The sequence below is a fragment of the Bradyrhizobium sp. IAR9 genome (genome assembly GCF_013408065.1).
Classification (GTDB): domain Bacteria; phylum Pseudomonadota; class Alphaproteobacteria; order Rhizobiales; family Xanthobacteraceae; genus Bradyrhizobium.
In genome coordinates, this window is record NZ_JACBZW010000005.1 from 217,805 (window position 1) to 238,869 (window position 21,065).

The 21,065-nt window shown below is 63.7% G+C and carries 16 protein-coding genes and 1 riboswitch; of the genes, 8 read left to right on the forward strand and 8 right to left on the reverse strand.

Annotated features, from left to right (window positions below):
- Positions 1 to 95: 95 nt before the first annotated feature.
- On the forward strand, positions 96 to 353 hold the full coding sequence (locus tag GGD67_RS15845) for a DUF2798 domain-containing protein (protein ID WP_179734448.1): 258 nt from the start codon (positions 96 to 98) through the stop codon (positions 351 to 353).
- A gap of 656 nt (positions 354 to 1,009) precedes the next feature.
- On the opposite strand, the gene GGD67_RS15850 is transcribed toward GGD67_RS15845, so the two are convergent.
- Positions 1,010 to 1,177 carry a hypothetical protein gene (locus GGD67_RS15850; protein WP_018316626.1) on the reverse strand — a complete coding sequence of 56 codons (168 nt, stop codon included), beginning with the start codon at positions 1,175 to 1,177 and terminating at the stop codon, positions 1,010 to 1,012.
- 156 nt (positions 1,178 to 1,333) lie between these two features.
- Positions 1,334 to 1,534 (reverse strand): hypothetical protein, encoded by a 201-nt coding sequence (locus GGD67_RS15855; RefSeq protein WP_179734123.1) that lies wholly within the window; start codon positions 1,532 to 1,534, stop codon positions 1,334 to 1,336.
- A gap of 970 nt (positions 1,535 to 2,504) precedes the next feature.
- Here GGD67_RS15855 and recA point away from each other — a divergent pair.
- From recA to GGD67_RS15875, 4 genes are all read left to right on the forward strand, one after another.
- Positions 2,505 to 3,593, forward strand: coding sequence for a recombinase RecA (recA, locus tag GGD67_RS15860; protein ID WP_018316624.1), 1,089 nt, complete (start codon positions 2,505 to 2,507; stop codon positions 3,591 to 3,593).
- A 107-nt stretch (positions 3,594 to 3,700) separates the two neighbouring features.
- On the forward strand, positions 3,701 to 4,687 hold the full coding sequence (locus tag GGD67_RS15865; RefSeq protein ID WP_179734124.1) for a hypothetical protein: 987 nt from the start codon (positions 3,701 to 3,703) through the stop codon (positions 4,685 to 4,687).
- 9 nt (positions 4,688 to 4,696) lie between these two features.
- The gene (locus GGD67_RS15870; protein ID WP_179734125.1) at positions 4,697 to 5,695 is read left to right on the forward strand and encodes a hypothetical protein; all 999 of its coding nucleotides are present in this window, start codon (positions 4,697 to 4,699) and stop codon (positions 5,693 to 5,695) included.
- 55 nt (positions 5,696 to 5,750) lie between these two features.
- A complete protein-coding gene (locus GGD67_RS15875) occupies positions 5,751 to 6,725 on the forward strand; it encodes a hypothetical protein (RefSeq protein WP_312009972.1) in 975 nt (324 codons plus the stop codon).
- A gap of 136 nt (positions 6,726 to 6,861) precedes the next feature.
- Here GGD67_RS15875 and gcvP read toward each other — a convergent pair whose 3' ends face one another.
- The 3 genes from gcvP to gcvT are packed head-to-tail and all read right to left on the reverse strand — an operon-like array spanning position 6,862 to position 11,274.
- On the reverse strand, positions 6,862 to 9,729 hold the full coding sequence (gcvP, locus tag GGD67_RS15880; protein WP_179734126.1) for an aminomethyl-transferring glycine dehydrogenase: 2,868 nt from the start codon (positions 9,727 to 9,729) through the stop codon (positions 6,862 to 6,864).
- A gap of 17 nt (positions 9,730 to 9,746) precedes the next feature.
- Positions 9,747 to 10,115 (reverse strand): glycine cleavage system protein GcvH, encoded by a 369-nt coding sequence (gcvH, locus tag GGD67_RS15885; RefSeq protein ID WP_018316619.1) that lies wholly within the window; start codon positions 10,113 to 10,115, stop codon positions 9,747 to 9,749.
- Positions 10,116 to 10,125: 10 nt separating this feature from the next.
- Positions 10,126 to 11,274, reverse strand: coding sequence for a glycine cleavage system aminomethyltransferase GcvT (gcvT, locus tag GGD67_RS15890; RefSeq protein ID WP_179734127.1), 1,149 nt, complete (start codon positions 11,272 to 11,274; stop codon positions 10,126 to 10,128).
- A gap of 144 nt (positions 11,275 to 11,418) precedes the next feature.
- Positions 11,419 to 11,509, reverse strand: a riboswitch (glycine riboswitch).
- A gap of 233 nt (positions 11,510 to 11,742) precedes the next feature.
- Here gcvT and alaS point away from each other — a divergent pair.
- Both alaS and GGD67_RS15900 read left to right on the forward strand, forming a co-directional pair.
- Positions 11,743 to 14,424, forward strand: coding sequence for an alanine--tRNA ligase (gene alaS, locus GGD67_RS15895; RefSeq protein WP_026201699.1), 2,682 nt, complete (start codon positions 11,743 to 11,745; stop codon positions 14,422 to 14,424).
- Between the two features lie 6 nt (positions 14,425 to 14,430).
- Entirely contained in the window at positions 14,431 to 15,657 is a 1,227-nt protein-coding gene (locus GGD67_RS15900; RefSeq protein WP_179734128.1) for a cyclic nucleotide-gated ion channel, read from the forward strand.
- A gap of 4 nt (positions 15,658 to 15,661) precedes the next feature.
- Here the strand turns inward: GGD67_RS15900 and GGD67_RS15905 are convergent, their stop codons facing one another.
- Both GGD67_RS15905 and GGD67_RS15910 read right to left on the reverse strand, forming a co-directional pair.
- Positions 15,662 to 16,162: a DUF3455 domain-containing protein gene (locus tag GGD67_RS15905; RefSeq protein WP_179734129.1), complete on the reverse strand. Its 501-nt coding sequence runs from the start codon at positions 16,160 to 16,162 to the stop codon at positions 15,662 to 15,664.
- Positions 16,163 to 16,258: 96 nt separating this feature from the next.
- On the reverse strand, positions 16,259 to 17,473 hold the full coding sequence (locus GGD67_RS15910) for an NADP-dependent isocitrate dehydrogenase (RefSeq protein WP_018316614.1): 1,215 nt from the start codon (positions 17,471 to 17,473) through the stop codon (positions 16,259 to 16,261).
- 349 nt (positions 17,474 to 17,822) lie between these two features.
- Between GGD67_RS15910 and GGD67_RS15915 the strand changes: the two genes are divergently transcribed.
- Positions 17,823 to 19,022: a TrmJ/YjtD family RNA methyltransferase gene (locus GGD67_RS15915; protein ID WP_179734130.1), complete on the forward strand. Its 1,200-nt coding sequence runs from the start codon at positions 17,823 to 17,825 to the stop codon at positions 19,020 to 19,022.
- A gap of 143 nt (positions 19,023 to 19,165) precedes the next feature.
- On the opposite strand, the gene GGD67_RS15920 is transcribed toward GGD67_RS15915, so the two are convergent.
- Complete coding sequence (locus tag GGD67_RS15920) at positions 19,166 to 20,869, reverse strand: amidohydrolase (RefSeq protein ID WP_179734131.1); 1,704 nt, start codon at positions 20,867 to 20,869, stop codon at positions 19,166 to 19,168.
- Positions 20,870 to 21,065: the final 196 nt, after the last annotated feature.

Consider the following 21,065-nt stretch of genomic DNA (forward strand, 5'->3'; position numbering starts at 1 on the left):
CGGGGGGCCCCGCCGAGGATCACTGATTTCCCTGCAAGCGGCGGCATATGCCTTGCTTGGTCTGAACGACGGCAAGAAACAACATGGGCCCGGTCATGCTCGGCATTCCCCGCCGCTACAGTCATTTCGTCTTCGGAATCATCCAGTCCGGACTGACCTCGCTGATCGCGGCGGGGATCGCCAGCTTGCCCGCCGGCAGCGCGATGAGCTTCGTCGGGCACTGGATGGTGTCGTGGCTGATCGCCTGGGCCGCGATGCTGCCGATCGTTCTGCTGGCTGCGCCCGCGATCCGCACTTTCTCGCTGCTCCTGACCCAGGAGGAGAGAGATCCGCGAACCGCCCGGCAGGGATGAAAAAGCCCCGCCTGGGGAGAGCCAGACGGGGCAAAAAGTTATTGGAGGCTGAGGTGCTGGGCTGCAACACCATAGCCACATCATCCTAGCCGGCTGCGCTTACGGCAGCCTGACAGGCGGCGGATTTCCGGGCCGAGCGTCGAGGCCGCAGACTGGCCCCGCACCGGTCCCAATTTCGACATCCGTTCGCACAACTGCGGACACACCGGTCGGCAAGATTCCACATCGTTCGGCGCAGCCATGGGGGAAACGTGGCACGCCGACCACGGGGTGGCATCATGGATAACGTAGAGCGGTCATTCGCCGCCGCGACAGCGGTTGGCTTCGTGGTGCTGGTGATCGGCCTCGTGCTGCTGGCGCTGCTTTAAAACAGGCGCGCGAGCGGCAGCCTTTCCCCGGATGACGGGTTACGGGGCGTGCCGCATTCTCAAAAACTGGAAAACAACCCCATGCACAGTAGGCGGCATGCAAATTCGGTTGTTCATTCAGCGACTTATGAGTAGTGTTTAGATACCGTCATTGCGCGCGATGCGCCCCGTGGAGCCGCTCAAATCGACTCGAGCTGCGCTTCCGACACCTTGCGACTGCTTCCCGCCGCCGCCAGCCACATCGCCAGCGCGCCCTTGTCAGCTTCCGAAGCCGGCCCCGCGCCGTGTTTAGTGGATCTTGATTTCGTTCAGGGGAAGGTGGAGCTCGGCGGCGCGCTCTTGGCGGTCCTTCTTGCGGAACTCGTTTTCCGCGCGCTCGAACTTCATCAGCTCCTCCTGCGCCGCCTCCAGCAGGGGATTGCGCCTGATCGTGTCGCGGTTCGTGTTGTCCGTCATGACTGAGGTCCCCAAAGTTGCGGTCCCATCCTGGAGAAGGCCCAAGACCGCGAAAAAAGTTCGGTGCCGCAGGATTACGGAATTCTGACGGCGGCCGGGCCATGCGTCTTTGATGCGCGTCAGCTTCGGCCGGGGAATGACGTTGCGGCAGCCCTGTTATTTCGGCGGTTGCAGCCCGGGGGATATGACCCAGTCGTGCAGATGATTGGCGACATCGGCCTGGCGGGCCTTCTTGAACAGGGCGTCCCGCTCGGGCCCGGGCGGAAGCCTGGAGGCCTGCTCCTCGATCTGCTTCACCCAGGCGGAGAGTCGATCTTGAAGCGTCAGCTGCTGCTTGAAACGTCGCCGCTTGAGCATGGCGCGCTCCTTTCCGTGCGAGGAAGGCGGGAGCGCAATCGGGCGTTCTCATCACCGATAGTGGCCACGGTTCGTGCGGTGATGGCCCATTAAGACCCGTTCACGGGGCCGGGTCTGTTCAGTTGTGTGCACAGCGGCGAATGGGGAGAGCAGGGGCTTGGGGATTTGAACTTGGAGGAGCGCGGCTTTAGTTGGGCGCGAGCAATGCGAAGCCACAAGGGCGACCAGCGCATTGTTGCGCGTCTAAAGATTATGAGGAGGCTGTTTGCGACCCGAAGCGTGTATCGAGGTTGGCTTTCCACGCGGGATGTTAAAATGAAAGAGGCCGCCAACTGAGGCGGCCTCGGGTGTTCACGTGCTGCGGTAGACTAGTTACAGCTAGCATTTCCGTAGTTTCGTATCGATGTGAAGGACTGCCCATTCGGACACTGCGACTGCTCATAGATCACCTTAGGCTGCTCACCTGCGTTCACCGAAAATGGCACTTGGATATTGCAGTAGCCATTTTGCGTATTCATTGCCGCTTGGAAGCCGCAACTTACGGGCCACGGAGGTCCGCCCTGAGGTGAGCAAGTTACTCGCAGAGTGCCGTTTTGCTGGAAATAAGATTGGCAATTAGCCGCGCCGGCGAAAGCCGAGTCTGCCACAGGCATCATCGACACGAATGCGAACGGAATCGCGAGAGCCCTTAAATGCATTGCAACACTCCATGGTTGTTAAATGTCAAGCAACGGCCGATGGTAGCAAATCGCCATTAGGTTGAGTGATGTGGCAATGCGTCACTAAGCGCGAATTAGGACGCTCCCAAAATCAAGTTAGGACACTCCGGGTCACATACGAGACAGCACCAAAATCCGCAAAAGAACATATTGCGAACCTAGAACAAATGGGGTACGCTACTTTTATCGACGAGCCGCCTCGCCAATCGTTTGTCCCTCACGCGAATCCTCGCCATAAGGAGCACGACCCAATGTCCGCCACTGCCCTGCGTATCGTCGAAGGATCTTCCATGGACAAGAGTAAAGCTCTGGCCGCCGCGCTCTCTCAGATCGAGCGCCAGTTCGGCAAGGGCTCGGTGATGAAGCTCGGCAAGAACGACCGGTCGATGGACATCGAGGCGGTGTCGTCAGGCTCGCTCGGGCTCGATATCGCGCTCGGCATCGGCGGTCTGCCCAAGGGACGCATCGTCGAGATCTACGGGCCGGAATCGTCGGGCAAGACCACGCTGGCGCTGCACACGGTGGCGGAAGCGCAGAAGAAGGGCGGCATCTGCGCCTTCATCGACGCGGAGCATGCGCTCGATCCGGTCTATGCCCGCAAGCTCGGCGTCAACATCGACGAGCTTCTGATCTCGCAGCCCGACACCGGCGAGCAGGCGCTGGAAATCTGCGACACGCTGGTGCGCTCGGGCGCGGTGGACGTGCTGGTGGTTGATTCGGTCGCCGCGCTGGTGCCGAAGGCCGAGCTCGAAGGCGAGATGGGTGATGCGCTTCCGGGTCTGCAGGCGCGCCTGATGAGCCAGGCGCTGCGCAAGCTGACGGCCTCGATCAACAAGTCCAACACCATGGTGATCTTCATCAACCAGATCCGCATGAAGATCGGTGTGATGTACGGCTCGCCCGAGACCACCACCGGCGGCAACGCGCTGAAGTTCTATGCCTCCGTCCGGCTCGACATCCGCCGCATCGGCGCGATCAAGGAGCGCGACGAAGTGGTCGGCAACACCACGCGCGTCAAGGTGGTCAAGAACAAGCTGGCACCGCCCTTCAAGCAGGTCGAGTTCGACATCATGTACGGCGAGGGCGTCTCCAAGATGGGCGAGATCCTCGATCTCGGCGTCAAGGCCGGCATCGTCGAGAAATCCGGCGCCTGGTTCTCCTATGACAGCCAGCGTCTCGGCCAGGGTCGCGAGAACTCGAAAGCCTTCCTGAAGGCCAACCCCGACATCACCGCCAAGATCGAGACCTCGATCCGCCAGAACTCCGGTCTGATCTCCGAGCAGATTCTGGCCGGTACGCCCGAGAGCGACGCCGACGGCGAGGAGCCGGCAGACGAGTAAGACGAACCGCGAAAGCTTTTCGCGAGGAGCGGGCGCTGAAGACGTTGAGTTGCCGACGTCGTCAGCGCCCGTTTCGTTTTGCGTTGTCGGGATCTGGTGGTGGTGTGATGAAGCGTCTGATCCTGACCAGTGCGGCCGGCGCCAATCTCGCCAAATCGAAGCTGGCCGAGATCGTCGTTCTGTTCTTTCTTCGCTTCACGTGGGGGCCGTTGCCTTCGTCCGACTATTTCGCAGCCTATTTCGGGGCGCAGTCAGGGACGCTCAGGCCGGGCGATCATTGGTCGGATTGGGGTACAAAATGGCCCTCCAAGTTCAAGGAACTCAGGAAGCTACCCTTTGCCGATTTTTGCGAGCGCTATGACGAGATCGAACTTTGGTTCGATCCGAGCCCAGACGATCAACTGCAGCTGATCTGGCTGCTCGACTATCTTGCCTCATACCCTGAGCTGCTGAAAAAACTCAGGTTGCGTCTGCTTGCATCCGATCTCTTCGATCTGAGAGACCGAGTTTCCGAAGCGTCCGCGTCGCATATTCCTATGGTGGATGTTCAGGCCCGTGAACTTAGCACTGCCAGAATGGCCTGGCAGGCCTATCGCACGCCGACGCCCGAGGCCTGCGCCAACCTACTTTGGAGCGATCTGAGCGCCTTGTTGATGTTGCGACCGGCATTGCAAGAGCTGTTGGCAGAGCTACCGTCATCCTCGACGGGTCTTGGTGCGACCGAGATGCGATTCCTGGAGCTGCTTTCCAGAGGATTTGCAAATACGAACGCCCTGTTTCATCTGCGCTCGCAGCGGCGCACGTACGTGTTCAGCGAATTTGATTTGGGTTCGCTGTTGGAGGGGCTCGCGCTTGGCCCCAGGCCCGCCGTAGCCGGTTTGGGCGATGAACTGCGTACAATCGACCACGGCAATCTAAGGGCTCGGCATGAGGTCTATCTCCGCAGCCGATTGTCGTTGACCGAGTTCGGGAAGGCTGTCCTGGCCCATCAGGAGGATTTCAGCCGATACAATCCGATCGACCGCTGGTGGGGCGGCACGCATCTGACCAATGATAAGCTATGGCGCTACGGCGCAGTCCTGACGAAACCCTGAGGATCCCGCATGACGCGGCTCATCGTGACGACCGATTCGTCCGCCGCCGGCGCGATGCAAGGCGCCGGCCTTGGCGATCTCGTCCTTGCGATCGAGCGCCGGCTCGTCTTGGGGCCGCTGCCGTCTGATGCGGAACACCGGGCATTCTTCTCCCCGCGAACGACCCAAGCGCTCGGCCTGCACTGGCTGGACCACACCCCGGCCTGGCGTCTGGAAGGGTCTGGGGTGAGGGGGCGCGGACTGGTCGACCTGTTGTCCGAATGCGACACGGCCGAACTGTGGATGGGATCAGAGCCAAATGCACAGTTAATTCTGCTTTGGTTGCTCGATCATTGCAGCACCGAGAAAGCGGCAGTTTCCAAGCTCTCGATACGTCACCTGGACTTTGCCGTGGGTGATGTCGCGCGGGAGCAACTTGTGAAGCTGAATCCGCCAATAGGAAAACTTGCGGAAGATCACCTTGAACTGGCCGGTCGCGCATGGTGCGCTTATTGCGGCCCCACGCCGCAGGCCTGGTTCAACCTGCTTGAAGCGGACTTGAGTCCGCTTCCGCAGCTCGAGCATTGCGTTGTTGACCTGCTCGAAGAGCTTCCAAACGTGACCAGCGGCCTCGGGACCACGGAGACACGGATGCTGCAACTCATCGCGCCGGGCGAAGTGCAGCCCTTTCACGTCTTCCCGGGACATCAGAAACCCAACGACCGGCGAGTGTACGATTACTGGGAGGTCGGCGCGCTGCTCGATGGACTCGCGCGATGTCCAGTGCCGGCCGTAGCCGGGCTAGAGGAGGGGCCATTCACGCTCGACATGCATGACGATGCTCGCCGTTTCGCGCAATACAAGCAGTCCCTAATGTCGCTCACCGATTTCGGGATGGCGGTGCTGACGGGAGAAGAGGACTTTCGGCGCCATAATCCGTTTCGCCGCTGGTGGGGTGGCACACTTCTCACCAGCGAACGGCTTTGGCGATGGGACGCCGAGCACCGCGCGTTGATCGCACCTGACTAAGGGCGCGCATGGCTCTCAGCGTTCCTGTACGCGAATCAATTTTTAAGAGGCGACCGTGTCTCATTTGATCTTATCCACGAACCACCTTGACGAAGACGTGCTTGCCCAGTCGCGCCTCGCGAATGTCGTGGTTGGATTCAATCTACGCTTTGTGTGGAGGAAATTGCCTCCCGAGGAACAACTATTGCTTGGGCTGGAGCGCCGATCGGCGAAGCACGGCAATCCTGGCGATCATTGGCTCGATGAGGCTTGTCGCGGCTCGCTGGAGGGGTTCGGAACGCGTGATATCGGTTTCTTCGAGCTGTGTGCGAAGTTCGACTCAATTGAAATCTGGGTCGACCCTCGACCAAACGATCAGCTTGTGCTGATCTGGCTGCTGGACCTGCTTCGCCCCTACAAGGAGATTACGACGAAGCTCAGTCTGGTGCACACAGATGATCATGTTGCGGACTATGCTCCGGAATCTGTCGCAAAATGGAAGCTGCCGGCCGTCAAGGTGACCGAAAACCATTTGGCCTTGGCACGCCGCGCCTGGCAAGCCTATCGGGCTGAAACGCCAAAGCCCTGCTTCGATCTTCTCATGACGGATCTGACGGCCCTGCCGAGACTTCGGCCGGCGCTCATCGCGTTGCTCGAAGAGCTTCCGGACAGTGTGACGGGCCTGGGTGCCAGCGAAATGGATATTCTGGAGTTTGTGAACGATGGGCACACCGACCCGAGGATCGTCGAGGGAGCGAGGTGGCTTCGCAATGTGTTTGACGAAAACGACGCGTTTGATGCCTTGCTCGAACTGGGGGCGCACCCGGCCCCGCCGATCCTGCTGGGCGATCCGGCATTCGACAATGAGGATCGCTATTTCGGCAGGAGCGAGTGGAAGGTCACGCTCACTGAACTCGGGCGTTCAATTTTTGTGCGCGAGGATGATATGTGGCGCCACAACCGGATTTATCGCTGGTGGGGCGGGACCGAACTCACCAACGAACGGCTCTGGCGCTGGGATCGTGAAAGCCGGTTGTTGATTGCGCCATAGCGGCGCATCCGGTGCCGTAGGGTGGAAAAAGGCGCGCAAGCGCCGTGCCCACCATTTTCAACAAGCAAGAGGTGGTGGGCACGCTGACGCTTTGCCCACCCTACGAGAGCTCCGCCGACGAGACCTCCGTCGTGGCTTACTCCGCAGCTTGCGCGTAATCGCTCACGGGCGGGCAGGAGCATACGAGGTTGCGGTCGCCGTAAACGTTGTCGACCCGGCCGACGGGGCTCCAATATTTGTCGGTGCGAGAGGTGCCCGCGGGGAAGCAGCCTTCGGCGCGGGTGTAGGCGCGCTTCCAATCGTCGTCCGCGATGTCGTGCACGGTGTGCGGGGCGTGGCGCAGCGGCGAGGCTTCGATCTTGAAGCGGCCGGCCTCGACCTCGGCGATCTCTTTCCGGATCGCGATCATGGCATCGCAGAACCGATCCAGCTCGGCCTTGGATTCCGACTCGGTCGGCTCGATCATCAGCGTGCCTGGCACCGGGAAGCTCATGGTCGGGGCGTGGAAGCCGTAATCGATCAGGCGTTTTGCAATGTCGTCGACGGTGACGCCGGACGTCGTCTTCAGCGGACGGGGGTCGACGATGCACTCATGCGCGACGCGGCCCTTGGCGTTCTTGTAGAGCACCGGGAAGTGCGGATCGAGGCGCGCTGCGATGTAATTGGCGTTGAGGATCGCGATCTCGGTGGCGCGCTTCAGGCCTTCGCCGCCCATCATCAAAATGTAGATGTAGGAGATGGTGAGGATCGAGGCCGAGCCGAACGGCGCCGCCGAGACCGGGCCGACCGAAGCATCGCCTTGGGTCGCGGGGTGACCGGGCAGGAACGGGGCGAGGTGCGCCTTGACCCCGATCGGGCCCATGCCGGGGCCGCCGCCACCGTGCGGGATGCAGAAGGTCTTGTGCAGATTGAGATGGCTGACATCGGCGCCGTAATCGCCGGGCCTGCTAAGGCCGACCTGCGCGTTGAGGTTGGCGCCGTCGAGATACACCTGGCCGCCATGGCCATGCACGATGTCGCAGATCTCGCGGATGTGCTCCTCGAACACGCCGTGCGTCGAGGGATAGGTGATCATGACAGCGGCGAGGTCGCTCGAATGCTTCTCCGCCTTGGCGCGGAGATCATTGACGTCGACGTCGCCGTTTGTCTCGCAGGCGACCACCACCACGTCCATGCCGACCATCGCGGCCGAGGCCGGATTGGTGCCGTGGGCGGAGGAGGGGATCAGGCAGATCTTGCGATGGCTCTCGCCGCGCGCGGCGTGATAGCCGCGGATGGCAAGAAGTCCGGCATATTCGCCCTGCGCGCCGGAATTCGGCTGCAGCGAGATCGCGTCATAGCCGGTGATGTCGCACAGCCATTTTTCTAGCCGCGCGAACAGCGCGTGATAGCCTGCCGCCTGCTCACGCGGCACGAATGGATGCAGCGAGCCGAACTCCGGCCAGGTCAGGGGCATCATCTCGGTGGTCGCATTCAGCTTCATGGTGCAGGATCCCAGCGGGATCATGGCGCGATCGAGCGCGAGGTCGCGGTCACTGAGCTTGCGCATGTAGCGCAGCATCTCGGTCTCCGAACGATGCGCGTGGAAGACGGGATGGGTGAGGAAGGAGGTCGCGCGCTTCAGTGCCTCCGGCAGCGCCTCGCGCGTGGTCGCCTCTAACTCGGCATAGGCGAGCTTGCCGCCGAAGGCGCGCCAGACCGCTTCGACCGTCGCGGGCGTTGTGGTCTCGTCGAGCGCGATGCGCAAGCTGGTGTCGCCGACGCCGAGATTGATCTTCTCGGCCGCCGCGCGCGCGACGATCTCGGCGCGCCTGGCGCCGGCATCGACGCTGAGCGTGTCGAAGAAATTCTCGCTGTCAGGCGCAAAGCCGAGCTTGCGCAGGCCGCTCGCGAGCACGGCGGCGCGGCGATGCACGTTGCGCGCGATCTGTGAGAGGCCCTCGGGCCCGTGATAGACCGCATACATCGAGGCGATCACGGCGAGCAGCACCTGGGCGGTGCAGATGTTGGATGTCGCCTTCTCGCGGCGGATGTGCTGCTCGCGGGTCTGCAGCGCGAGGCGGTAGGCCGGTGCCCCGCGCGAATCCACGGAGAGGCCGACGATGCGGCCGGGCAGCGAGCGCTTCAGCGCATCGCGCACTGCCATGTAGGCCGCGTGCGGTCCGCCATAGCCCATCGGCACGCCAAAGCGCTGGGCCGAGCCGATCGCGATGTCGGCCCCTAACTCGCCCGGCGAGGCGAGCAGCGTCAGCGCCAAAAGGTCGGCGGCGACAATCGCGAGTGCGCCCTTGGCCTTCAGCGTGGCGATTGCGGGCCGGAGGTCGCGCACCGCGCCGGAAGACCCCGGATATTGCAGCAGCGCGCCGAGCACGTCGGCCTTGTCGAGATCGGTGAGGGGATCGCCGACGATCAGGGTCCAGCCCAGCGGCTCGGCGCGGGTGCGCATCACAGCCAGCGTTTGCGGATGCACGTCCTTGTCGACGAAGAACGCTTGCGCTTTCACCTGCGAGTGACGCTCGGCGAGCGCCATGGCTTCGGCGGCCGCGGTGGCTTCATCGAGCAGCGAGGCGTTGGCGACGTCGAGCCCGGTGAGGTCGCAGATCATGGTCTGGAAGTTGAGCAGCGCTTCCAGCCGGCCCTGGCTGATCTCGGGCTGGTAGGGCGTGTAGGCCGTGTACCAGGCCGGGTTCTCCAGGATGTTGCGCTGGATCACCGCGGGCAGGATCGTGCCGGAATAGCCTTGGCCGATCAGCGAGGTGAAGACCTGGTTCTGCCGTGCGAGCTCGCCCATATGCGCGATCGCCTCGGTCTCGCTGAGCGGCTTGCCGAGGTCGAGCGGGGCGGCCTGCCGGATCGAGGCCGGCAGCGTCTCCGCCATCAGCGCGTCCACACTCTTGGCGCTGACGGTTTCGAGCATGGCGGTGACATCGCGCGCCGATGGGCCGATGTGGCGGCGAACGAAACTGGCGGCGGTGTCGCCGTTGGTCTTGCGGTGCGCGGTCATCGCTTGCTCCATCGTCCTTAAGCCGTGTGCGCCTTGTAGGCGGCTTCATCCATGAGGCCGCCGAGTTCGCTTCTGTCGGCCATCTTGATCTTGAAGAACCACGCCTTGCCTTGCGCGTCCGAGTTCACCAGCGCCGGCTCGGCCGCGAGCTCGGCGTTGGTCTCGAGCACTTCGCCTGTCACGGGCGCGTAGACGTCGGAGGCCGCCTTGACGGACTCGACCACGGCGGCGGCTTCCGCCTTCTTCAGCGTGCGGCCGACCTTGGGCAGTTCGACGAACACGACGTCACCGAGCTGCTGCTGGGCGTAGTCGGTGATGCCGACGGTGGCGACGTCGCCCTCGATGGCGAGCCATTCATGGTCGGAGGTGTACAGCGTCGTGGTCATTCTCGAATCCTCAGCGTTTATAGGTGTTCTTGACGAAGGGCGTGGCCGCGACAGCGACCGGCAGACGCTGGCCGCGCACCTCGGCGAAGAGTTGTGTGCCGAGCGCGCTCGATGCGGTGGGCACATAGCCCATCGCGACCGGCGCATTCAGGCTTGGGCCGAAACCGCCCGATGTGACTTGTCCGATCGGCTCGCCGCCCGCGTCATTCGCAAACAGCAGCGCGCCCTCGCGCACCGGCGCGCGTCCCTGGGCGAGCAGGCCGACGCGGCGGCGGGCCGCGCCGTTGTCGAAATGGGCGAGGATTTTTTCGGCACCGGGAAAGCCGCCGGCGCGCGCGCCCCCGCTGCGGCGGCTCTTCTGCACCGACCATTCCAGCGCGGCCTCGACCGGCGTGGTCATGGTGTCGATGTCGTGGCCGTAGAGGCAGAGCCCGGCTTCCAGCCGCAGGCTGTCGCGGGCGCCCAGGCCGATCGGCAGCACGTCGGGATTTTCGAGCAGCGTTTTGGCGAGACGTTCCGCATCGGCCGCGGGAACCGAAATTTCAAAACCGTCCTCGCCGGTGTAGCCGGAGCGCGAGACGAAGCAGTCGAGGCCGGCCACCTTGCGCGGGCCGGAATCCATGAACTTCATGGCGGGCGCCTCTGCACACAATTTCGCCAGCGCCCCCTCGGCCTTCGGCCCCTGCAGCGCGATCAGCGCGCGATCTGCGAGGGAAGCGATGATGCAGTCGTCAGAGAGATTCGCGCGCAGATGCGCCTCGTCGGCGTCCTTGCAGGCGGCGTTGACAACCAGGAAGAGGTGATCGCCGAAATTGGCGACCATCAGGTCGTCCAGAATGCCGCCGTCGGCGTTGGTGAACTGGGCGTAGCGCTGCCGTCCCGGCGCGATCGCCACGATATCCTGCGGCACCAGCCGTTCCAGCGCGCGGGCGGCGTCCTCGACCCTGCCGGATTTCGGCCGGAGCGCGATTTGGCCCATATGGGAGACGTCGAACAGGCCGGCGGAGGCTCGGGTGTGGAGGTGCTCCTTCAGCACGCCCGCAGGGTATTGCACGGGCATGTCGTAGCCCGCGAACGGCACCATCTTGCCGCCGAGGGAGACATGAAGCCCATGAAGGGGCGTACGTTTCAGGGAATCTTGGTCGTCGCGCGCTAGCATCACAGGGGCCCTCGGCGGTTCCCCCGGGACGATTCCCTGAGGACACCAGTCGAAGCCCCATCTGTCGCTGTGCCTGAGAGTATTATCCCGTCGGCGGGAGCCATCCGGGTCTAAACCCGTCGGCGCCTCTTTCCAGATGCTGTCAAAGCCACGCGGTCCTTTTGCCTGAGAGTTTCCGGGGCGGTTGCTCCTTCGGCGCCGGCTGCCTAAAGCCGGTCTCTCCCGACGTGGCCGTACGATACAGATGGGTACAGACCACAGCGGGGCCAAGCCTGTCAACGCGTCCGCTTGCCCTATCAACGGGATTGCAGCGGGGATTGAGCGGCTGCGGCAACCCTCTGATCTCCTTGCACAGTTTCTGGACAGCGAAGCTGGCCTTGTCTAAAAGCGCTGTGGCCCGCAGATATCAGCCTAAATGTCAGGTTTGGATGGCCTATAGCGGGTCCAAGCACACCCGATTGGATGAACATGAGCGGCGTCAACGAGATCAGGTCGACCTTTCTGAACTTCTTTGCCGAGAACGGCCACGAGATCGTGTCGTCCTCGCCATTGGTGCCGCGCAACGATCCGACGTTGATGTTCACCAATGCCGGCATGGTGCAGTTCAAGAACGTCTTCACCGGCGTCGAGAAGCGGCCCTATCAGCGCGCCACCACGTCGCAGAAATGCGTGCGCGCCGGCGGCAAGCACAACGACCTCGACAATGTCGGCTACACCGCGCGCCATCTCACCTTCTTCGAGATGCTCGGCAACTTCTCGTTCGGCGACTACTTCAAGGAGCGCGCGATCGAGCTCGCCTGGAAGCTGATCACCAAGGATTTCGGCCTCAACAAAGACAAGCTGCTCGTCACCGTCTACCACACCGACGACGAGGCGCACGGGCTCTGGAAGAAGATCGCCGGCTTCTCCGACGACCGCATCATCCGCATTCCGACCTCCGACAATTTCTGGGCGATGGGCGACACCGGTCCGTGCGGCCCGTGCTCGGAGATCTTCATCGACCGTGGCGATCACATCTGGGGCGGACCTCCGGGCTCGCCGGAGGAGGACGGCGACCGCTTCCTCGAATTCTGGAATCTCGTGTTCATGCAATATGAGCAGGTGACGAAAGAGGAGCGCGTGGATCTGCCGCGTCCCTCGATCGACACCGGCATGGGCCTCGAGCGCATGGCCTGCATCATGCAGGGCGTCGACAGCGTGTTCGAGACCGATTTGTTCCGTCATTTGATCGATGCGACCTCGTCCGCGCTCGGCAGCGGGCCGAATGAGCAGACCGTCGCCTCGTTCCGCGTCATCGCCGACCATTTGCGTTCCTCGGCCTTCCTGGTCGCGGACGGCGTGCTGCCCTCGAACGAGGGCCGCGGCTATGTGCTGCGCCGGATCATGCGCCGCGCGATGCGCCATGCGCAGCTGCTGGGTGCGAAAGAGCCGCTGATGCATCGGCTGGTCTGGGCGCTGGTCCGCGAGATGGGCCAGGCCTATCCCGACCTGATGCGCGCGGAGAACCTGATCGAGGAAACGCTGCGGCTGGAAGAGACCCGCTTCCGCAAGACGCTGTCGCGCGGCCTTGCCATCCTCGACGAGAAGAGCGCGTCCTTGAAAAAGGGCGACATGTTCGACGGCGACGTCGCCTTCACGCTGTACGACACCTACGGCTTCCCGCTCGACCTGACGCAGGACGCGCTGAAGTCGCGCGGCATCGGCGTGGATCAAGCTGCGTTCACCGACGCAATGGAGCGCCAGAAGGCCAAGGCGCGCGAGTCCTGGAAGGGGTCCGGGGAAGCTGCGTCAGAGGCGATCTGGTTCCCGCTGCGCGAAAAGCTCGGCGCCACCGAATTCCTCGGCTACGAGACCGAGAGCGCCGAAGGCGTGGTGTCGGCGCTGGTGAAGGACGGTGCAGAGGTCGCCAGCCTGAAGGCCGGCGACACCGGTGCGATCGTGCTGAACCAGACGCCGTTCTACGCGGAGTCGGGCGGCCAGGTCGGCGACACCGGCGTGCTTACGGGCGAGGGCGGCATCAAGTTTCGCGTCACCGACACGCAGAAGAAGCTCGGCGATTTCTTCGTGCATGTCGGCAACGTGGAGAGCGGCGAGCTGAAGCTCGGCACCGCGCTGCAGCTCGAGGTCGATCATTCCAGGCGCTCCTCGATCCGGGCGCATCATTCGGCGACGCATCTCATCCACGAGGCGCTGCGCCAGGTGCTCGGCGACCACATCGCCCAGCGCGGCTCGATGGTCGCGCCGGATCGCCTGCGCTTCGACTTCGTGCATCCGAAGCCGATCACGGCGGAGGAGCTGGCCCGCGTCGAGGACATCGCCAACGACGTGGTGCTGGAGAATGACGAGGTCACCACGCGTGTGATGGGCGTCGACGAGGCCCGCGAGGCCGGGGCGCGCGCGCTGTTCGGCGAGAAATACGGTGATGAAGTCCGCGTCGTCTCGATGGGCCGGACCGCGCGCGAGCGCGGCGCCAATGCGCTCGGCTGGTCGGTCGAGCTCTGCGGCGGCACCCATGTCAAGCGCACCGGCGACATCGGCCTGATCACGCTCACCGGCGAGAGCGCGGTTGCTTCGGGCGTGCGCCGCATCGAGGCGCTGACCGGCAATTATGCGCGCAGGCACGCCAACGAGACCATGGCGCTGGCCAAGACCGCGGCGAACGAGCTGCGCACCTCGCTCGACGACGTCCCCGCGCGCATCACCGCGCTGATGGAGGAGCGCAAGAAGCTCGAGCGCGAGCTGTCCGACGCCCGCAAGAAGCTGGCGATGGGCGGCGGCGCTTCGGCCGGCAGCAATGGCGCAGCTTCAGGCGTGCGCGAAATCGGCAACGTCAAGCTGATGGCGCGCGCGGTCGAGGGCATCGAGATGAAGGATCTCAAGAGCCTCGCCGACGACGGCAAGAAGCAGATCGGCTCCGGCGTGGTCGCCATCGTCGGCGTCACCGAGGACGGCAAGGCCGGCATCGTGGTCGGCGTCACCGCGGATCTCACTGCGCGCTTCAACGCGGTCAACCTCGTGCGCGTTGCCTCCGAGGCGCTCGGCGGCAAGGGCGGCGGTGGCCGGCCCGACATGGCCCAGGCCGGCGGCCCTGACGGGGCCAAGGCGACCGAGGCGCTGGCGGCGATCGAAAAAGCAATGGCAGGCGCGTAAACGGCCATGCGCCCCGGTCTGCGAGGGCGTGGACTTCGCGATCCCAATTTGAGGGATCGCCTCTACGAATTGCTGGAGCACGATCCGCTGGCTTATTCAGCCGGATCGCGCTTCATCCAGCTCGTCATCGGCGTCATCGTGCTCAATGTGGCCGCGATGATCCTCGCCTCGGTGCCGGAGCTGGACGCCCAGTTCGGCACGGTGTTCTCGGCCATCACCGTCCTGTCCGTGATCGTGTTCGCGCTGGAATATCTGGCGCGGCTGTGGACCGTGGCGGGCCACACCCAGCGCAAGGGCTCCGCGCTGTCCGACCGGCTGGGCTACGCCTTCTCCGCGCTCGGCATCATCGACCTCATGGCGTTCCTGCCCGCTTCTATCGTGCTCGCCACCGGCCGGCACGCGACGCTGGCGGCGCTCGGGGTGCTGCCGTTCTTCAAGCTGATCCGCTACTCGCCCGCGATGCGCTCGTTGCTCGCCGCCGTGCATGCCGAGCGTCGCGCGCTGATCGGCTGCATCGTCATCCTGATCGGCGCGGTCCTGACCTTCGCCTCGCTGCTCTACGCCATCGAGCGCGACGTGCAGCCGGACAAGCTCGGCACCATCCCGCAGGCGATGTGGTGGGCGATCGTGACGCTCGGCACCGTCGGCTATGGCGATGTCGTGCCGGTGACGCCGCTCGGCAAGCTGGTCTCCACCTTCGCCATCATCTCAGGCTTCGCCATGATCGCGCTGCCGGTCGCGATCATCTCCACCGCCTTTGCCGAAGAGGTGAAGCGGCGCGACTTCGTCGTCACCTGGGGTATGCTGGCGCGGGTGCCGCTGTTCTCGCATCTGTCGGCCGCGGAGATCGCCGACATCATGCGGCTGTTGCGCGCGCGCACCATCGAGCAGGGCGAGATATTGGTCCGCCGTGGCGATGCGGCCTCGTCGATGTATTTCATCACCGCCGGCGAGGTCGAGATCGCGCTGCCGAGCCAGCATGTGCACCTCACGGACGGCACCTTCTTCGGCGAGATCGCGCTGCTGCATAAAACAAAGCGCAGCGGCACGGTGACGGCGACGCGCAAGACGCGCCTTTTGGTGCTCGACGCCCAGGATTTTCACGCTTTGATCGAACGGATGCCGACGCTCGCCGACCACGTCCACACCACGGCCAAGGCGCGACTCGCCGACAGCGGCGATCTCGCGCTGGCGGAGCTGGCGCAGGCGGAGAAGGAAGAGACCGACCGCTGAGCGGTCAGCCTTTCTTCAGGAAAACATACTCGGCCGAGTAGGGTGCGCTCCTGAACTCGCCGGCCTTGTCGCACGCGCCGTCGAGCTTGCCGCCATGGGTGTTGATGCGCTGGACGGTGGCGACCGGCGTCAGGGTGCCGCTGCCGCGGCGGGCGGTTACGTCCAGCTTCAGCCAGGGGATATCGGCGGCCGTTGCGCCCGGTGCGTTGCCCGCGGCCTTGGCGGTCACCGCGCTGCCGTCGGCGAGCTCCCAGTTGGGGCCGGCATAGTGCCGGCCGATTGTCTTGCCGTCCGAGAGAAGCGTCGCGATCGGTTCGCGGAAGCTCCAGGCGAGCTTGCCGTCGGTGCCGGCCTTGCACTCATACACCTGCGCGCCCTCGGCGTGGACGCTAAGCACGACGCTCTCGCCCGGCGCGGCGATGGCGTCGGGGAGCGGCTCGGCAGCCCCGGCCGGTCCGATCAGGGCCGCGAGCAGCATGGTGGGGCCGGCAAGCTTGATGAACATGGTGGCATCTCCGCGCAAGGTCTCAAAAAGAAACGGGCCGCGCTGTTGCGCGGCCCGTGATGATGTCTGGCCCAGTCGGGCGAAATTGCGGTCGGCTCAGGCCGCCAGCTCCTTGGTCAGGTTCTCGGCGACCTTGTCGAGGAAGCCGGTGGTCGAGAGCCAGCGCTGGTCGGCGCCGACCAGGAGCGCGAGGTCCTTGGTCATGTAGCCGGCCTCGACGGTGTCGACGCAGACCTTCTCCAGCGTGTTGGCGAACTTGGCGAGCTCGGCATTGTTGTCGAGCTTGGCACGGTGGGCGAGGCCACGGGTCCAGGCGAAGATCGACGCGATCGAGTTGGTCGAGGTCTCCTTGCCCTTCTGGTGCTCGCGGTAGTGGCGGGTCACCGTGCCGTGGGCGGCTTCGGCTTCCACGGTCTTGCCGTCGGGGGTGAGCAGCACCGAGGTCATCAGGCCGAGCGAGCCGTAGCCCTGCGCGACCGTGTCGGACTGCACGTCGCCGTCGTAGTTCTTACAGGCCCAGACATAGCCGCCGGACCATTTCAGGGCCGAGGCCACCATGTCGTCGATCAGGCGGTGCTCGTAGGTCAGGCCCTTGGCGTCGAACTCCTTCTTGAACTCGCGGTCGAAGATGTCCTGGAAGATGTCCTTGAAGCGGCCGTCATAGACCTTCAGAATCGTGTTCTTGGTCGAGAGGTAGACCGGATAATTGCGCAGCAGGCCGTAATTGAACGAGGCGCGGGCGAAGTCGATGATGGAGTCGTCGAGATTGTACATCTCCATGGCGACGCCGGCGCCGGGCGCCTTGAACACTTCCTTCTCGATCACGGTGCCGTCCTCGCCGACGAACTTCATCGAGAGGGTGCCCTTGCCCGGGAACTTGATGTCGGTGGCGCGGTACTGGTCGCCATAGGCGTGGCGGCCGATGATGATCGGCTTGCTCCAGCCGGGAACCAGGCGCGGCACGTTCTTGCAGATGATCGGCTCGCGGAAGATGCAGCCGCCGAGGATGTTGCGGATGGTGCCGTTCGGCGACTTCCACATCTGCTTGAGGTTGAACTCCTTCACCCGGGCTTCATCCGGGGTGATGGTGGCGCACTTGACGCCGACGCCGACCTTCTTGATGGCTTCGGCGGCGTCGATGGTGACCTGATCGTTGGTGTGGTCGCGGTACTCCATGCCCAGGTCGAAATACATCAGCTCGACATCCAGGAACGGGTTGATCAGCTTGTCCTTGATGTACTGCCAGATGATCCGGGTCATCTCGTCGCCATCGAGCTCGACGACGGGATTGGATACCTTGATTTTTGCCATGATCGGGGAAGCCTCTTGGGAACGGCGCTTTTGGCGCGCCACGGGAATATCCGCCGCCTCTTAGCACCCAGACGCGGCGGGCGAAAGCCAAGGGATTATGCACTTTTAGCTCATCCAGCTTCCCAAGACGTGGGGGCAGGGCCGCCCTGCCGCAGGGCCGGATCCGAGGATCCAGTGGAGATTCAAAAGTCGATTCCAACCCGTTATTTCCCTTGAGAATTTCGTCAGGACAGGCAAACGAGGCGGACAGCGCCGGCCCGCCCAGGGACGACTTGGGAAAGGCTGGCTTGAATCAATTCCTGAGAGTGCCCTGGCAAGGCCTTGAGACGAAGAGTGAAAGCGAAACGAGATGTCGGGGACTGACAAGAGCAAGGCGGGTTTGTCCCTCGACGGTCCCATCGTGATCCTGGTCGAGCCGCAGCTCGGGGAAAACATCGGCATGGCCGCGCGCGCCATGGGCAATTTTGCGCTCGGCGCCTTGCGCATCGTCAACCCCAGGGACGGCTGGCCCAACATCGCGGCACAGCGGGCCGCCGCCGGCGCCGACCACATTCTGGAAAAGGTCGAATTGTTCGCCACGGTCGAAGACGCCGTCGCCGACCTCGACCTGCTGTTCGCCACCACCGCGCGCCCCCACGACCAGGCCAAGCCGGTGGTTGGGCCGGAGGCAGCCGCCAGCGAGATCGCGGGTCACGTCGCGACCGGCGGCAAGGCCGGTATCCTGTTCGGCCGCGAGCGCTGGGGGCTGACCAACGAGGAGGTCGGGCTCTCCAACCGCATCATCACCTTCCCGGTCAACCCGGGCTTCGCCTCGCTCAACCTCGCCCAGGCCGTGCTGCTGGTCGGCTATGAATGGTTCAAGCGAGCGACGTCGGGCGAGCTGCCGCACGCCATGCCGGAGCGCTCCGAGCGCGCCTCTCAGCACCAAATGCAGGCCTTCTTCGACAACCTCATCCGCGAGCTCGACAAGGTGGAATTTTTGCGCCCGGCCGAGAAGCGCGACACCATGCTGGTGAACCTGCGCAACATCTTCAGCCGCATGGAGCCGACCAAGCAGGACATGCACACCCTGCACGGGGTGATCATGGCGATCGCCGAGGGACGCAAAGGCCCGGCCAAGGGCGGCGTGCTCGATGGCGAGCAGGCGACGCGCCTGCGCGCGCTTTTGGCCGAGCACGGGCAGGGCGGCGGCGTCCCCGACAGCGGCTCGACGGTGCGGGGCCTCGCCCGTCTGCTCCGTCGCAACCCGACCGACGCCGAGCGTCTGCTCTGGCAGGCTTTGACCCGCGACCGTCGCTTCGCCGGCCAGTTCAAGCGCCAGACCCCGGTCGGCCGCCACATCCCGGACTTCGTCTCCTTCCCGCATCGGATCGCGATCGAGCTGGTCAATCCGGGCGAGGGGGAAGCGATCGCAGCGGATCGCGCATCGCGGCGGGCCTGGCTCGAGGCGCGGGACTATCGGGTGCTCGACATTCGTGCCGCGGATGTGGAGCGGGATCTCGAGGCGGAGCTGGCGCGGCTGCAGGGGATGATCGAGCAAGCGATGTAGGTGCCGTAAGGCATAGCTCTCGTAGGGTGGGCAAAGCGAAGCGTGCCCACCATCTCTCGCTGATCATCAAGAGAAGGTGGGCACGGCGCTTACGCGCCTTTGCCCACCCTACGGCACTTCCTGCTGGTCGGCAGCGGATGACGTCAGCGCTGAAACACGACCTTGCCGCCCACGAGCGTCATGTCCGCCTTGATGTCCTTGATCTGGTCCTCCGGCACGGCCGTGTAATCCGCGGAGAGCACCACGATGTCCGCAAGCTTTCCGGGCTCAATGGTCCCTTTACGTGCTTCATCGAACGTGTAGCGCGACGCCGCGCTGCTGTAGAGCCGCAGGGCCTGCTCGCGCGTAATGGCTTCTGCCGCGCCGTAGACGTTTCCGTTGGGGTCCTTCCTGGTCACCATAATGTACATGTTGAGGAAGGGGTTGATCGGGTTGACCGGAAAGTCCGTCCCGGCGCCGAGACTATTGAGCCCCATTTTTTCGATTAACGTCCTGGTCGGTACGGCGCGGTCAGCGGTCGCTTTCCCGAGAAATCGTTCGACGGTCGCTGCCTTATCCCACATGAAAGCGTTCTGGAAATCGACACGGGCTCCCAGCTTCTGCGCCCGCTCCATCTGTTCTGGCCGGATCAGGCTGGCATGAATGAGGACGAAGCGACGGTCTCGGATCGATTTCTCCTTATCCGCGGCCTCGAACGCATCGAGCACCTGGTCAATACCAAGGTCACCCACCACGTGGACACCGACCCGCCAGTCATATCGGTGGCAGATGGAGACGAGTTGTTTCAATCGCTCAGGTGTCTGCTGCGCAACGCCATGATAGTTGTCATGTGAATCGGGATACACCTCGCGCATGAGCGCTGTCTTCAGCGTCATGCCGCCGTCGTAGAAGATCTTGATTCCCGCGAACTTCAGCCAATCGTCGCCAAAGCCTGAAGAGGCCCCATTGCCTGCCATGATCGCTTCCCACGCGGTCAGATCGGCCGGGGGCTCCGGTCGAAACATCACGCCGGTGCGCAATGTGGCTTTCCCGGATGCGACATGCTTCTGCAGCATGCGGATATCGCGTGCCTCTGTCGCGCCTTCGACCACGCTCGTGATACCGAAGCTGTTCAGCACACTTTCGGCAATCGTGAATTGCCGCATCTCATCGTCTTCTGTCCAGGGCGGTACGGCCTTCTCGACCCGATCGATCGCCGTCTCCACCAGCACGCCGGTCAATTCACCGGCCGCGTCGCGCTCAAACTTTCCCCCGTTCGGATCCGCGGTGGTCTTGTCGATTCCGACCCGCTGTAGAGCCATGCTGTTCGCCATCGAGAAATGCCCGACGGTGCGAAGATAGACCGGATTGTCTGGAGCAACGCTATCAATCTCCTGCCTGGTCAGATATCGCTTCTCGGCCAATTGTGAAGGCGGATGCCACGCGCCACCTACAATCCACTCGCCCGGCTTCTTCTTCGCAGCGAATGCCTTGATGGCCTCGAGCGCTTCGGCGACCGTCTTGGCTCGGCCCATGATGACGACATAGTCGCCAAGACCAGCGGCCTTGAAGTGAGCGTGTGTATCGATCAATCCGGGGATGACGGTCTTGCCAGCCACATCGAGCACGCGGGTCCGGGCGCCGGCGAGCGCCTTTATCGAAGCACTGGTTCCGGTTGCGAGAATCTTTCCGTCTGCAACGGCCACTGCTTCCGTCATCGTCGATCGCTCATCCAGCGTCAGAACCTTGCCATTAATGAGGACCAGGTCAGGTGCGCTGAACTCCGGTTGCTGCGCCGCGACACTTGCGATGGCGGCGATCCACATGCTCGTGGCAACGATTGCAGATGCCGTCAACTTGCGAACCATGACGTCCCCCTTGAATCTTGTTTTTGCTGGACGAAGATTTTCAAGGGTATCGTCGATCGAACATCGGTTCAACGCTTCTGAGGCTTGCCAGCGTCCACATGCTGGCAAAGTGGATCGCGCTCTGTGTTAGTCTCGTAGGGTCGGCAAAGCGAAGCGTGCCCACGACGTCGATCAACAACGGCGCGGCAGACACGTG

Bases quoted from the DNA above. Each gene is read 5' to 3' on its own strand.
- GGD67_RS15845 (WP_179734448.1), top strand. From the start codon at position 96: ATGCTCGGCATTCCCCGCCGCTACAGTCATTTCGTCTTCGGAATCATC.
- GGD67_RS15850 (WP_018316626.1), bottom strand. From the start codon at position 1,177: ATGACGGACAACACGAACCGCGACACGATCAGGCGCAATCCCCTGCTG.
- GGD67_RS15855 (WP_179734123.1), bottom strand. From the start codon at position 1,534: ATGCTCAAGCGGCGACGTTTCAAGCAGCAGCTGACGCTTCAAGATCGA.
- recA (WP_018316624.1), top strand. From the start codon at position 2,505: ATGTCCGCCACTGCCCTGCGTATCGTCGAAGGATCTTCCATGGACAAG.
- GGD67_RS15865 (WP_179734124.1), top strand. From the start codon at position 3,701: ATGAAGCGTCTGATCCTGACCAGTGCGGCCGGCGCCAATCTCGCCAAA.
- GGD67_RS15870 (WP_179734125.1), top strand. From the start codon at position 4,697: ATGACGCGGCTCATCGTGACGACCGATTCGTCCGCCGCCGGCGCGATG.
- gcvP (WP_179734126.1), bottom strand. From the start codon at position 9,729: ATGACCGCGCACCGCAAGACCAACGGCGACACCGCCGCCAGTTTCGTT.
- gcvH (WP_018316619.1), bottom strand. From the start codon at position 10,115: ATGACCACGACGCTGTACACCTCCGACCATGAATGGCTCGCCATCGAG.
- gcvT (WP_179734127.1), bottom strand. From the start codon at position 11,274: ATGCTAGCGCGCGACGACCAAGATTCCCTGAAACGTACGCCCCTTCAT.
- alaS (WP_026201699.1), top strand. From the start codon at position 11,743: ATGAGCGGCGTCAACGAGATCAGGTCGACCTTTCTGAACTTCTTTGCC.
- GGD67_RS15900 (WP_179734128.1), top strand. From the start codon at position 14,431: ATGCGCCCCGGTCTGCGAGGGCGTGGACTTCGCGATCCCAATTTGAGG.
- GGD67_RS15905 (WP_179734129.1), bottom strand. From the start codon at position 16,162: ATGTTCATCAAGCTTGCCGGCCCCACCATGCTGCTCGCGGCCCTGATC.
- GGD67_RS15910 (WP_018316614.1), bottom strand. From the start codon at position 17,473: ATGGCAAAAATCAAGGTATCCAATCCCGTCGTCGAGCTCGATGGCGAC.
- GGD67_RS15915 (WP_179734130.1), top strand. From the start codon at position 17,823: ATGTCGGGGACTGACAAGAGCAAGGCGGGTTTGTCCCTCGACGGTCCC.
- GGD67_RS15920 (WP_179734131.1), bottom strand. From the start codon at position 20,869: ATGGTTCGCAAGTTGACGGCATCTGCAATCGTTGCCACGAGCATGTGG.